Below are 12,964 nucleotides of genomic sequence, written 5' to 3'. Positions count from 1 at the left end.
CTTAGAATAGGGCAGCCTTAATCATAAAGTTTTAACCCTTTTACGCATAGCCGACCAACCATAAAGGCTGCCCTATTCTTGCGGTAACTTCGTTCCCACACTCATGCTGCGCATTGAGGTGTGGGGCATGTCTAGCGGTCTTAGCTAAAATAGAGCAGCCTCAAGAAACAAATGTGGTGTAGTGAATGCTAAAACAACTTGCTGCTGGGATCCTTGCCGGTGCCTTTGTCGTTATATCTGTCAAACTTTGGAGAATTCTACAACCGATCAACCTTGATCAAGCTCAACTGATGGCTTGGCGGGATACCTCCTTGTTTAGCTTGCCAGCTGAACCAGACCCGTCTGCTGAAGCGATTGTGGATGAATTCATAGGAAAATGGCGTGTTCAAGGTTCAGCAGTTAAGCAAGGAGTATGGATTCAATCGGGACTGACTAGACTCGCGACCCACCGGGGAAATGTTCCAATACCCGCAGCTTCAATCACGAAAATTGCCACTAGTCTAGCGGCATTACAGCAATGGGGACCAGCTCATCAATTTGAAACTAGAGTCAGTGCCACCGGAATAGTTAAAGATGGGGTATTGGAGGGAGATTTGGTGATTACTGGTGGTAGCGACCCGTTTTTTGTGTGGGAAGAAGCGATCGCATTGGGTAATAGTCTAAATCAACTGGGAATCCGCCGGGTCACTGGAAATTTAGTGATCATTGGCAATTTCACTATGAATGATCAGGACAACCCAGAAATTGCTGGTGGGCAACTCTTGCAAGCCTTAAAATCCAGCAGCTGGTCTTGGCAGATTGTCCGCCAGTATCAATCGATGGCCAAAGGAACCGAGAAACCCGAATTAGAAATTGCTGGTAATGTAGTCGTATCTGATACTCCCATTCCCAAGCAGGAATATCTGTTACTCCACAAGTCCTTGCCCCTGGTAGATATTCTTAGAGAGATGAACATCTACAGTAACAACGACGTATCTCAGATGTTGTCTCAAGCCATTGGGGGTGCTCAGACAACCGCTCGGTTGGCGGCTAGGTCAGCTGGTGTACCCGGTAGCGAAATTCAGTTGATTAATGGCTCTGGTTTAGGTATGGAGAATCGAATTTCCCCCCGTGCTGCTTGTGCTATGCTCATGGCTATTGAGCGCTTTTTACAGCCTTACGAGCTTAATCTTAGGGATGTCTTCCCCCTAGCTGGACGGGATACTAAGGGAACCATGCTCGACCGTAACATTCCCCCAGGGGCTGTGATTAAAACCGGAACTCTCAGAGAAGTTAGTGCTCTAGCTGGTTTTCTCCCAACACGCGATCGCGGTTTAGTGTGGTTTGCCATTATTAACGGTGGCAACGATATCCTAGAATTTCGCACAAAACAGGATCAGCTACTGCAACGCCTGTCTGTGGAGTGGGGTACCCTTACCCAAAAGAGTAGCAATCAAACCCATAAACCATTGATCATTGGTGATCCCAAGCGTATTGAAAAAATCAGCAGTGCCTTGTTGATTGAAAATAAAAAATAGCAAATAGATATCGAGTTGGCTTGACCGTTGACGGTCAACGGTCAACTTTGGTCAACTGTCAACTTTGGTCAACTGTCAACTTTGGTCAACGGCTCCAAAGCCAGTCTCAGCAATAAATTAATTTAGGCTACAGTCAACCTTGGCCAAAAGGCCACGCTACGCGAACAACCTTGGCCAAAAGGCCACGCTACGCGAACAACCTTGGCCAAAAGGCCACGCTACGCGAACAACCTTCAACTAGCTCAAGGAATAATTTCTGTTACCACTCTTTCCCCAACACCACTAGTTACTAAAATATCTTGAGCTTCAAGGTTACCCACTGCTTTATCACCAGTCGTATTAAATTGGGGTGAAACTTGTTCATATATTACATTACCTGAGGCTTCCATCTGTTGGGTGGGGATATCCCAAGTTAGCTGATTAGCGTATAGTTTGGCTTGCTTACGGCTTCCCTCCCCTTGTACTCCTCCCGTTAACCTAACTACTTTCTTACCCAAATCTACCCGTCCCCTGTTAGCTGTTACCATCACTTTCTCCTGCTGGTGAACAATTCTAACCGGCTGATCGGACACAACAGTTTTATCATTCAAATTCCAAACTGCTGAATTAGTCGATATCACGACCGGTGGTTCGACCGAAGTCAACTGCACATTTTTCTTGAGAGTTGCTATATTTGCCTTAAGGTTTACCTCAGACTTATCTGCTTCCACTCGTTCTGTTACTATCTTATTTTTATAGCGTTCAATCAGTATGCTTTTGTTACCAATTACCTTCTCCTGTTCGATATGCCAGACCAAACGTTCCGTTTTCATTTGCAAGTTTGGGTCTTTTGATATGGCTGCTACTTGACCAATTAATTCCAAATTCTGGGTGCGACTTAAGTAACGCCCTTCCTTTGCGGATGCTTGTAGTTTAGGGTGATTACCTTTAACGTTATTGCGGATAACTAACAAATCTTCCTTAGGTTTCCACTCAGACTCATCACCTCGTAACACAGCACCATTACGGGGATCTGTAGCCGTGACCTGACCTTTGAGAAACACTATCTCACCATTCTCTAGGATTTCCCCACTCTGGGCTGAAACCTGTAAAATCAGTTTCCCATCTTGATACAAATCCCCATTGGGTTTCTCAATGTAAGCGATTTTTCTATCTGGAGAGTAAGTCGCTTTATCTCCAGTAACTTTCCATAGAGGACGACCTTGCTTATCTGACTGATCTAGAGTGACGTTTTTAAAGACTAGACTTCCTTCAATTTTTTCAGTAACGTTAGTGTCTTCCTGAACTTGATTTAATGATTTCGGATCACTATTACAACCAGATAATGAGTAAACCGTGAAAATCAAAATAAAAAAAATCAGACATCTCTTGGAGTATAAAAACATATGGCTTAAGAGCGTGTGGTTAGGATAAATGACTATAAAATAATCGATACAAAGCTTAATCATAAAGACTTGTATCGATTTAAAAAAGGAATTTTTATAAAAATTGCTTACTAGGAAACGCTATACTAGTTATTACTCCTTAGTTATTAGAAGTTTTTATAACCTCTATAGTTCCTGGGGGGCGACAAGCCCCCCAAATTCTTTGTCAGCTCTAGGTTTAAGGTCACTCTCATCCCAAACTATACCTAGACAATCATGAGCATATTTTCAATTACTGAGAACTCAATCCCTGATTCTTTCCTCCAACTGGTCGAAAAATCGGGTTGATAAGTAAGTTTGGTAACTGACTTGACGCGCATCCTGACCAGATAAGGATTATAGCCTACCTTTCACCCGCTCAGCGCTCGGCAGAATATTTTCAATTACTGAGAACTCAATCTCTGATTATTTCCTTCAAGTTGGATATAAGTTTTGTAACTGAATTGACCAAACCCAGATGAGTTAATGATTATAGGCGACCTGTTACCCCCTCAGCTATACTTGACTTAGTTGCTTAGCTTTCAGTTTTTAGATGGTTGACCCTACTCCATTAATAAAGTCTGTATGTCAACTATAGGAGGGGAAAGCATCGGACATAAACTATAGGGTTTCAGCCACTAATTATTGCCCGAATGCTACAAGACATGAGAAAGAAACGCCCACACACCTACATCGTAGTTTCGACCCCATCAGACAGACCCTAATCACCAATGAATAATGAATAATGAATAATGAATAATCACTAATCACTAATCACTAATCACTAATCACCAAACTATTTGTGCTGTTCATCCATGACATTGAACCCAGACAAAGGACGGTAAGTATAGTTTTGTTTGGGTGTTTTTTGGATACTTTCTTGGATGGTATCAAGGTCAATATAGCGGTCAGCTACATTAATGAGACTATCACTGGTCATGGAGCGTAGGCTGACTACCTCAACCCGAACTCCCCGATAACTTACAGAATCTACTGCATAGGCAAGATCGCCATCACCACTGACTAGAACTGCTGTGTCGTAGGAACCCACTAGTGCCATCATGTCAACAGCAATTTCTACATCCAGATTAGCTTTTTTTGAGCCATCTGGTAGCTGCACTAAATCTTTGGCAATTACTCGGTAGCCATTACGACGCATCCAGAGTAGAAAGCCCTGCTGCTTTTCATTCGTACGATCAACACCAGTGTAAAAGAAAGAGCGTAGTAGCCTAGACCCTGCTGTCAAACGACACAATAGCTTAGTGTAGTCAATTTCAATCCCTAGTTGCAGGGCAGCATAAAATAAGTTTGAACCATCGATAAAGATGGCAACACGACCACGGTTTTCTAGGACTTGTTCAGGTGTAAAAATTGGGTCATGATTATAATGGCTCAGCATTTTTATTATACCTCTTTGTTAAAAAAAAAAATTTAAAAAACTTTTTACTTAATCAGCATTAAGGTAAGATGCCGATTAAGTTTTTGGTTAATAAGACGGAACCAAATTAGGTGAGTTCCAGTCGTGCAAATACCGGTTTGGGTTTTCCTAGCTTCTGGTTTTGAGGTAAAACCCCCCAAGATGCATGGGATACATAGGGCGCAGCCAAAAAGATGTGTTCTTTTTGGCTAAAGTCGATGGCAAAACCTAGTTGTTTGTAAATCTCCGTACTAATACTGGGAATAATCGGTGATAAGAGATAGGCAGCTAAGCGCACTGACTCTAAAACTGTATATAACACTTGTTCAACCTCTTGCTGTTTTCCTTGTTTATACAAGCTCCAGGGAGCTTGCTGATCTAGAAATTTGTTACTGGCTCGAATCAGAGTAAATATTTTTTGGCAAGCTTGGCTAAACGCTAGGGATTCATAAGCCCTAGCGACTTTTGAACCGAGATCTAAGCCAATTTCGAGCAGAGGATTGACCTGTGAAATATCTGAGCCAGTTAAAGCTGGAACAATACCTTGACAATACTTTTTAGCCATTCCCAAGGTGCGATTGAGCAAATTACCTAGGTCATTGGCTAAATCGGCATTGACGATATCGATAAAACGGGTTTCACTAAAATCCCCGTCTCGCCCAAATTCAATCTCTTTTAGAAAATAATAGCGAATTGCATCAGCACCGTATTTATCTACCAACTCCACTGGGTCTAGGGTATTGCCTAGACTTTTTCCCATTTTTTGACCATCTTTGGTCAGAAAGCCATGACCAAATACTTGACCTGTAACAGGTAGAGAGGCTGACATTAACATGGCAGGCCAGTATACAGCATGAAAGCGCAGGATGTCCTTACCGATAAGATGTAAATTGATCGGCCACCATTTTTGTAAGGCATTATCAAGAGTTGGTTCACTATCGGGATCCAATAGGGCAGTCACGTAGCCTAGTAAGGCATCAAACCAGACATAGATGGTGTGGCTGGGATCAACCGGTACTGGGAAGCCCCAATCGACATTCAATCGCGAAATCGAAAAATCCTGTAGTCCCTGACTGACAAAACTCAACACTTCATTACGGCGACTTTCCGGTTGGATAAAATCCGGTCGCTGTTGGTAAAGTTCTTCTAGCTGTTTTTGGTATTTAGAGAGCCGGAAAAAGTAGTTTTGCTCATCCCGCCACTCCGCTTCTTGATTGGGGTGAATCGAGCAGCGGTTTCCAGGTAGAAGTTCCCGTTGCTCTTTAAATTCCTCACAGGAGACACAGTACCACCCTTGTTGTTGACTCAGATAAATGTCACTTTTATCCCAAACCCGCATGAAAAATTCTTTGACAATGGCTTGGTGGCGGTTAGCAGTAGTGCGGCTGAAACGGTCATACTGGATATTGAGCTTTTGCCAGAGGACATCAAATCCAGCAGCTATCTTGTCGCAATGTACTTGAGGATCTACCCCTTGATTTTCAGCAGTCCGCTGAATTTTTTGTCCATGTTCATCTGTACCAGTAATTAACAGTACGTCTTTGCCCTGTAACCGTTGAAAACGAGCTACTGCATCAGATGCCATGGTGGTATAGGCACTGCCGATATGGGGTAAGTCGTTCACATAGTAAAGGGGTGTTGTAATGGCAAATGTATTTTTAGTAGTATTCGTATGAATCATATGAGTGTTAAAAACGCCCTCCAGCCAACTGATTTAACTTATTTAAGTGATTTATAACCTAGTGTATGGCTACTAGTATTAATTTTAGTTGTTACTATATGTAGTATTTATCTAATCAGATTTACTTAAGTTTTAACCTTTTCTAAAAAGTATCTGTCGCTACTTTTTAGTTGACGTTACTCAAAATTGTTTATTATCTTGTAACTCATTCCACCTATTTTAGTTGTGGGGTTTCGAGTCATTACTCCTTAGTCTGTTACTTATGAGTAAGGAGTAATGATAAGCAGCCGATAAGTTATCCCACTCCCTTGAAGGAATGGAATCAAGGCCACCTTCTGTCACTTGATTATAAGGAAAATTAATTATTAACATAAGTTAGTAGTCTAGTTTAGATTTAACAGGCTTTTTCTACTACTGGCTTAATGCCTAATGTGTCAAGCTACACACTTGTAGTCACTGGCAGTCTATCACCATTAGTTGTGTTGCACCTGATTATCTCTACTTTAAGGCATCTGTCAATAGATAGAATTTGAAAATAATGTTAAGAAATGTTAATTTAGATTAGAAATTGATGACTGAAACTGGTGTCTGACCATCTTCCTCTACAGGTTTATGATGCGCTGCTTGCTGCAATGGGAAGACAAATGTTCCAATATCGATGAGGATCGCATTCCTCATAAATCTGCCGTTGTAGTAGTGAGCAACCATCCTGGCTTTCTAGATGTCCCGTTGTTGATGGTAGCCTTAGGGCAACCAATCCCCATTGCTTGTGATCATTACATGGGACAAGTACCAGTGATGCGGGTGGGTTGTCCAGCAGATGGGTTGTTTCCCTCTAGAAAAACCAGAAAATACACTGTAGGCGTTTTTACAACAGGCAAGTTCAGTTTCTCGAACATAATCATTGGGTTGGGGTGTTTCTAGTCCGAGCCCAACCAATGGTGAATTTGACTCAGCCTTTGGCAATAGGCAAGTTTTATAAAGGCTTTGCCCACTTAGCTTTGTGGACATCAGTTAAACAGGCAGCGCCGCGCCTAAAGCGCGATCGCTTCCCAAGAATAAATCGTACACTCAGTGATACCGCTGGGATGGTTACGTTTGTTTGACCCATCTGAACCCCTATTTGAACAAATGGGTTGGCATCCGATGGTTATTCATCGCCGTGTGGTAGTATTAGTTGGACATTCCTCTTGGATTACACAGAAACAGCTGTAACACTATCAAGGGAAACAGATTGTCTGCCCCATTACTAAGACCTGCCGGGATTAAATTGCTAGGTTACTACAGGGTATCAAGGATAAAGTATCAAGTATCAAGTATGAAGGATAAAGGATAAAATCTGCTTGTTTGTGGCTCACTTATGGTTGAATAAAAACTTGATCCATAACCATAATTTATGTAAGCATTCAGCCGTCAGCCGTGAGCTAAAAGCTCACGCTACTTGAGGTGCCGTCAGCTTATTTTATTCAAAAGCACCTCAAGTAGCACCATCTGTAGCGCATAAGCTGATAGCTGATAGCTGATAGCTGATAGCTGATAGCTGATAGCTGATAGCTGATAGCTTACTAATTTAAACTACCAATTTCCTAGTTCCTATTTCCTAGTTGCCATTTCCTACTTCCCATTTACTACTGGGAGCATGTCACTTATGCAGAGAATTTGTACTAAAGCTATAGCCCCCTCATGTGTTTTAGCTTACTCTGATAGTAAATAGTTCATATGTTCTGCAACTTTGACCTGCTTCCCTTCTTACTTCTACTTCATATTCAAAGTCAACAATGCCAAAAGTTAAGAGTTGTCAGTGTTTCTTGACTCCGGGACAGTCTAATCGGTGATTATTTACTATTTGTTTATTTACCAGGGATGGTTCGAAAGGGTGAGCTGTTGGCAGTACAGACTCAACATTGAGAAACTGCTTTTGATGTCCGTTGTTTGGCGATCCCAACGGATGATTTAAGCAACTCTCAGAAGTTGGCAGGGGTAGTGGTTAACCTGATTGAAGCGGAACTCAACGAGGGAGCTTCACAGGACGTTTATCTGTGTGGCGAGTCGAAAGGAAGTCTGTCTGGCTTTGAAGGTAGCTCTGAAAACCACCCATAGGATTGACCGGATTATTTTGAGTAACCGAGCTACTTCTTTTAACCAACGACCTTTATTAATGCAAAGCGCGAGTGAGGAGGGGCTGCATCAAGACAAGGCTCCCCTCTCCTTACGGTCTGAGGGGGTGACTCCCCTCGTGACGAGAGTGATTTTCCTGAAATTGACTCTAGTTTCTGATTAGAAGCTCTAATCTTAACAAATCTTTATAATTGAGCCATTGTACCTTATACTACCAAAAGACAGTAGAAAGGAGAAAAAACAAGTATGTCGGAGGCCATCAAGCCGCTGACAGTGCCCAAGGAGTTCCTGGGTGCCCCGGATAAGTTTAACTTAACGTTACTCATGTTTGTGGCGGCGATCATCTTGGTGGTCTGTTCCACCAGTGGTTACTGGCTTTGGGATTTGCCTAACGCTTGCTGCTTTAGCATTAATGTCCTTGCCTTACACATGGTAGGAACAGTCATTCACGATGCCTCTCACCATGTTGCCCACAAAAACCGTTACGTCAATGCCCTGATGGGTCATGGTAGCGCCCTGATGTTAGGTTTTACCTTCCCAGTGTTCACGCGGGTTCATATGCAGCATCATGCCAATGTTAACGATCCCGAAAATGATCCCGATCATTTTGTTTCCACTGGTGGTCCGCTGTGGTTAATTGCAGTTCGCTTTTTTTATCACGAAATATTTTTTTTCAAGCGCCGTTTGTGGCGTAAGTATGAGCTATGGGAGTGGTTTTTTAGCCGTCTATTCATCGCCATCATCATATATCTTGCTTGTCAATATGGCTTTTTAGACTACATCATGAACTATTGGTTTGTGCCAGCATTAGTTGTAGGTATAGCGCTAGGATTGTTCTTTGATTATTTGCCCCATCGTCCATTCAAAGAACGTGATCGCTGGAAAAATGCTAGAGTTTACCCCAGTCCCATCATAAACCTGCTAATTATGGGACAAAATTATCATCTAATTCATCACCTGTGGCCGACCATACCCTGGTACAAGTATCAGCCCGCCTACCGTGCTGTTAAACCCCTTTTAGATGAAAAAGGTTGTGATCAATCTCTAGGACTTCTGGCTCGAAAGAGTTTTTGGAACTTTGTATACGACATCTTTTTAGGAATTCGTTTCCACCGCAAATCATCTAATAGACAAACCGAATCAAGCTGAAAATTTTTTTGTTGATGGTTGACCATTGATGGTTGACCATTGATGGTTGACCATTGATACATTTCACTCAATAAAATTGTCTTCATTTTAATGGTTAATTGTTAATTTTTAATGGTTAATTGTTAACTAAACATTGACCATTGACCATTAACAATTTTATTTTGACTAATGACTAATAACAACTTGAACTTACCGCTGGCTAATTGGTAGGGTTAAGCCCCATTGTTAGTATAAATAACCTGACAACTAACGGCTGACTTGAGCTAAGGTCCAATCAGGCCTTAAATTTTTGGCCTGACGTAAATAGGGATGATAAATTTCAAGTTGAGAAACAGGAGTGTTGATGTGGATTAAACACCGGATACAACGCTCTAGGCTGCCCTCGACATGCATCTGTTGGACATCAAGTAAAGGAACATGATCCCAATGGGGACGTTCTCTTGCGATCGCAGCTGGAAATTTAGCATCCAAATCACGGGTCGTGGTGAAAATGGCACTAATAATTTCTTGATGGTCGATTTGATTATGAGCTTCGAGTTCATCTAGCAGTTCCATCACTGCTTCTCGAATCGCTGCTACTGTATTTTCTGAGGCAGTTGTTGCCCCTCGAATTGCTCTAACTCTCCAGTGCAAGGTAATATCCTCCAAATTTCCCTGGGAGATTTGAGATTTTAGACTCTTGTTAAATCTCAAATCTCCATGTTATCTTATGGTCGGTACAACCATAGGGGCTGACCGCTAGTTGATAGTTCAAACTCTAACCAATCTATACCAACAGATATCTGAGATCTATTGCGAATAAGGTTACCCGGTAGCAAGCGACTCAACAATGGTTTGGGTTCTTCGATGGTGAAAGACTTGGTTTTCTCTGGGTCAAGACCCACCAATTCCGCTGCCCAGCAACGGGCATCTTCTTCAGTTCCCAGGCGATCAACCACCCCCAAGTTATGTGCTTGCTCACCAGTAAAAATCCTACCATCAGCAAAACTTTTTACCACATCTACATCTAGCTTGCGACTCTGGGCAACAGTTTGTACAAACTGTTGATAACTGGTATCGATCAACTCTTGAAGAATAGTTTTTTCCGGCTCAGTCAGTTCCCGGTCAAACGCCAAGATATCTTTGTACGGACCTGACTTAATGACCTTAAAGGAAACACCGATTTTATCCAACAAGCGCTCTATATTGTTTCCCCGCAGAATCACACCAATACTTCCAGTGATTGTACCAGGGTTCGCTACTATATGTTCCGCTCCCATGCCAATGTAAACACCCCCGGATGCGGAGATATTGCCAAAGCTAGCTACAATCTTCACCTTTTCTCGCAACTTCACCAAGGCGCTATAGATTTCCTGAGAATCCCCGACTGTACCACCAGGACTGTCAATCCGTAATAGTAAGACGGGAAATTTCTTCTCTTCAACAGTTTTTAGGGCTTCGAGGACCCGTTTACGGGTACCACCAGCGATCGCCCCCGTGATTTCAATTCGAGCAATTTGTTTGAGAGATTTGCGTTTAAACGGCCAAGGCATAGGTGATTGTGAGTATCTAGTCTAGATTTAACTGATTACTGGAGCTTGTATATATAGTTTGCATCATTTTCTCAAACGGTTAGCTACTCAGAGGCTATAAATAAGTAAATAAGTAAATAAGTGTTTAACCAAATATAAAAAGCTCGTTTAATCTGTCGCCCATTGAAATTGTATGTTATTCAGTAAGCTCGAAAAACTCCAAAACTCACGCCTGTGCTCCTGAGCCCCCTGCTCCTGAGCCAAGTCAATATCTAAAGTCAATATCTAAATCAAATTTCTGAGGTGTAACTATTAACCAAAAAGTTTCTCAATGCTTTTCAAACTTGTCTAAACTTGCTCAAGTAGATTGATCGCAGTTTAGACACTATGAAGAAATATGTCACGCCAAAAGAGGCAGCCGAACACTACGGCGTCTCAACCTCAACTCTTAGAAGATGGGATAGAGAGGGAAGACTTGACAGTATCAGAACCCAAGGCAATCAAAGGCGCTTCTGCGTTGAAGGAGAAGCAACGCATTACAAGCCTACTGTGTGCTATGCAAGAGTCTCTACCTATTCCCAGCTCGATGACCTCGATCGCCAAGCTCAATTTTTACGGGCAAAATACCCAAACGCAGAAATTGTTACAGAAGTTGGATCACGACTCAATTTTAAACGGCGCAAGTTCCTCAAAATATTGGAACGAATATACTGCGCTGATATCTGTGCACTTGTCGTCGCCTATCCAGACAGAGCAGTTAGATTCGGCTTTCCATTGCTTGAGTGGCTATGTCAAAAAGGTGGGGTCAAACTCGTGGTTCTCAATGAACGCAAGTTATCCCCAGAACAGGAACTGGTCGAGGATATTGTGTCCATCCTCCACTGTTTCTCTGCTAGGCTTTACGGACTTAGAAAATACCAAAAACAAGTCAGCCAAGCGGTACAAGAAAAAACCTCGGAACCAGACGGTGAAGTTGACACCCAACAGTGTCAAGAAACTCAGGGTGTTTCCATCTAAAGAGCTTCATAAAGTATGGAAAACGTGGCTTAATGCTTATCGCTGGATCTATAACTGGTCAATAGCTACCCTCAAAAATGGCTATCAAGGTAGTGCCTACGATTTACAAAAATTAGCAAGGGCATCGGATAGACCACAGTGGGTAATAAAACTCCCAGGTCATCAACTACAAGAGGCAGTAGCTGATGCAATTGATGGGTTTAAGCAGGCAAAAGCTAACAAGGGTTTTGCTAAGTTTAAGTCTTGTCGAGAAACAAGGCAAGTGATCAAGTTCAAGGCTGGTAACTTCAAGAAAGGTTCCTGGTATCCAACAAAAGTCAAAGGCTTGTCTTTCCGTTCACCTCAAGGTTTTCCTGACGAGTGCATCTACGGTACCCAGTTGGTTTGGATCAAAGGCAAATGGTACGGGATTTTCCCTGAATACATTGAACCGACTCCCACTAGTGAAGATCGAGTTATAGCTTTAGATCCCGGTATCAGAACGTTTTTAACTGGATTTGACGGCAGTAATTATATAGAAATAGGTAAGAGCGATATTGGTAGAATCCAAAGACTTTGTCAGCAGTTAGATCGGTTGATGAGTCGTATTGACTTAAGCTCTGCAAAACGCCAGAGACGAGCCATGAGAAAAGCCGCCCATCGTTTACGCCAAAAGATTCAAAACCTAATTAAGGACTGTCACAATAAGTCAGCGTATTTCCTTGTTAGTAACTACAAGCTCATCTTTTTGCCGACGTTTGATACATCTGAGATGGTCGTCAAGTCAGCTAGGAAGTTGAACAAGAAGACAGCTCGCAATCTGCTTACCTGGAGTCATTACAAATTCCGCCAACATTTGATACAAATGGCAGATCGGCATGATGTAAGGGTGGTATTAGTTAATGAATCTTACACGAGCAAGACTTGTCCGGAGTGCGGTCATATTCACGAAAAATTAGGCGGTAATAGAAAATTCCAATGCCCAAAATGTGGTTTCTCATTACCACGGGATTGGAATGGCGCACGGAACATAATGATTCGTGCTTTGTCGGCAAGTGCGTTTCGTTGGTTATAAACCTTACCTATTAAGGGTTTGGGGGACTAACCGCTTGGTCGGGAAACTGAACCATGACAACTTGATAACCATGATGGTGAAAATCCATCCCTCGTGA

Annotated in this window: 12 protein-coding genes; 7 read left to right on the top strand and 5 right to left on the bottom strand. The window is 42.3% G+C overall.

Annotation, left to right across the window (positions count from 1 at the left end):
• Nucleotides 1-185: 185 nt before the first annotated feature.
• Nucleotides 186-1,517 carry a D-alanyl-D-alanine carboxypeptidase gene (locus F6J94_RS20240; RefSeq protein WP_293043686.1) on the top strand — a complete coding sequence of 444 codons (1,332 nt, stop codon included), beginning with the start codon at nucleotides 186-188 and terminating at the stop codon, nucleotides 1,515-1,517.
• Between the two features lie 242 nt (nucleotides 1,518-1,759).
• Here F6J94_RS20240 and lptC read toward each other — a convergent pair whose 3' ends face one another.
• The 3 genes from lptC to metG all read right to left on the bottom strand — a co-directional run bounded on the left by lptC (nucleotide 1,760) and on the right by metG (nucleotide 6,042).
• On the bottom strand, nucleotides 1,760-2,902 hold the full coding sequence (gene lptC, locus F6J94_RS20235; protein ID WP_293043684.1) for an LPS export ABC transporter periplasmic protein LptC: 1,143 nt from the start codon (nucleotides 2,900-2,902) through the stop codon (nucleotides 1,760-1,762).
• An 814-nt stretch (nucleotides 2,903-3,716) separates the two neighbouring features.
• Nucleotides 3,717-4,319 carry an NYN domain-containing protein gene (locus tag F6J94_RS20230; protein WP_008182130.1) on the bottom strand — a complete coding sequence of 201 codons (603 nt, stop codon included), beginning with the start codon at nucleotides 4,317-4,319 and terminating at the stop codon, nucleotides 3,717-3,719.
• Between the two features lie 106 nt (nucleotides 4,320-4,425).
• Nucleotides 4,426-6,042, bottom strand: coding sequence for a methionine--tRNA ligase (gene metG / locus F6J94_RS20225; RefSeq protein ID WP_293043688.1), 1,617 nt, complete (start codon nucleotides 6,040-6,042; stop codon nucleotides 4,426-4,428).
• A gap of 588 nt (nucleotides 6,043-6,630) precedes the next feature.
• Here metG and F6J94_RS20220 point away from each other — a divergent pair.
• The 4 genes from F6J94_RS20220 to crtR all read left to right on the top strand — a co-directional run bounded on the left by F6J94_RS20220 (nucleotide 6,631) and on the right by crtR (nucleotide 9,285).
• Nucleotides 6,631-6,942, top strand: a complete 312-nt coding sequence (locus F6J94_RS20220) for a 1-acyl-sn-glycerol-3-phosphate acyltransferase (protein ID WP_293043682.1) — start codon at nucleotides 6,631-6,633, stop codon at nucleotides 6,940-6,942.
• Nucleotides 6,943-7,092: 150 nt separating this feature from the next.
• Nucleotides 7,093-7,233: a hypothetical protein gene (locus tag F6J94_RS20215; protein ID WP_293020351.1), complete on the top strand. Its 141-nt coding sequence runs from the start codon at nucleotides 7,093-7,095 to the stop codon at nucleotides 7,231-7,233.
• A 717-nt stretch (nucleotides 7,234-7,950) separates the two neighbouring features.
• Entirely contained in the window at nucleotides 7,951-8,118 is a 168-nt protein-coding gene (locus F6J94_RS20210) for a hypothetical protein (RefSeq protein ID WP_293043680.1), read from the top strand.
• A gap of 264 nt (nucleotides 8,119-8,382) precedes the next feature.
• Nucleotides 8,383-9,285, top strand: coding sequence for a beta-carotene hydroxylase (gene crtR / locus F6J94_RS20205; RefSeq protein WP_293020349.1), 903 nt, complete (start codon nucleotides 8,383-8,385; stop codon nucleotides 9,283-9,285).
• A gap of 246 nt (nucleotides 9,286-9,531) precedes the next feature.
• Here the strand turns inward: crtR and aroH are convergent, their stop codons facing one another.
• The gene (gene aroH / locus F6J94_RS20200; RefSeq protein WP_293020428.1) at nucleotides 9,532-9,918 is read right to left on the bottom strand and encodes a chorismate mutase; all 387 of its coding nucleotides are present in this window, start codon (nucleotides 9,916-9,918) and stop codon (nucleotides 9,532-9,534) included.
• A gap of 74 nt (nucleotides 9,919-9,992) precedes the next feature.
• Nucleotides 9,993-10,817 carry a signal peptide peptidase SppA gene (gene sppA / locus F6J94_RS20195; protein ID WP_293020347.1) on the bottom strand — a complete coding sequence of 275 codons (825 nt, stop codon included), beginning with the start codon at nucleotides 10,815-10,817 and terminating at the stop codon, nucleotides 9,993-9,995.
• A 366-nt stretch (nucleotides 10,818-11,183) separates the two neighbouring features.
• On the opposite strand from sppA, the gene F6J94_RS20190 reads away from it, so the two are divergent.
• Nucleotides 11,184-11,813 (top strand): IS607 family transposase, encoded by a 630-nt coding sequence (locus tag F6J94_RS20190; protein WP_293043678.1) that lies wholly within the window; start codon nucleotides 11,184-11,186, stop codon nucleotides 11,811-11,813.
• Nucleotides 11,800-12,867: a transposase gene (locus F6J94_RS20185; RefSeq protein WP_293043676.1), complete on the top strand. Its 1,068-nt coding sequence runs from the start codon at nucleotides 11,800-11,802 to the stop codon at nucleotides 12,865-12,867. Before F6J94_RS20190 ends, F6J94_RS20185 begins: the two co-directional genes overlap by 14 nt.
• The last annotated feature ends 97 nt before the right edge of the window (nucleotides 12,868-12,964 follow it).

Origin of the sequence: Moorena sp. SIO1F2 (assembly GCF_010672755.1) — a bacterium.
GTDB lineage: Bacteria > Cyanobacteriota > Cyanobacteriia > Cyanobacteriales > Coleofasciculaceae > Moorena.
This window is presented reverse-complemented; position numbering and strand designations above follow the sequence as displayed.

Excerpts from the sequence above, each read along its gene's own strand:
- F6J94_RS20240 (WP_293043686.1), top strand. The coding sequence starts at position 186 with ATGCTAAAACAACTTGCTGCTGGGATCCTTGCCGGTGCCTTTGTCGTT.
- lptC (WP_293043684.1), bottom strand. The coding sequence starts at position 2,902 with ATGTTTTTATACTCCAAGAGATGTCTGATTTTTTTTATTTTGATTTTC.
- F6J94_RS20230 (WP_008182130.1), bottom strand. The coding sequence starts at position 4,319 with ATGCTGAGCCATTATAATCATGACCCAATTTTTACACCTGAACAAGTC.
- F6J94_RS20220 (WP_293043682.1), top strand. The coding sequence starts at position 6,631 with ATGATGCGCTGCTTGCTGCAATGGGAAGACAAATGTTCCAATATCGAT.
- crtR (WP_293020349.1), top strand. The coding sequence starts at position 8,383 with ATGTCGGAGGCCATCAAGCCGCTGACAGTGCCCAAGGAGTTCCTGGGT.
- sppA (WP_293020347.1), bottom strand. The coding sequence starts at position 10,817 with ATGCCTTGGCCGTTTAAACGCAAATCTCTCAAACAAATTGCTCGAATT.
- F6J94_RS20190 (WP_293043678.1), top strand. The coding sequence starts at position 11,184 with ATGAAGAAATATGTCACGCCAAAAGAGGCAGCCGAACACTACGGCGTC.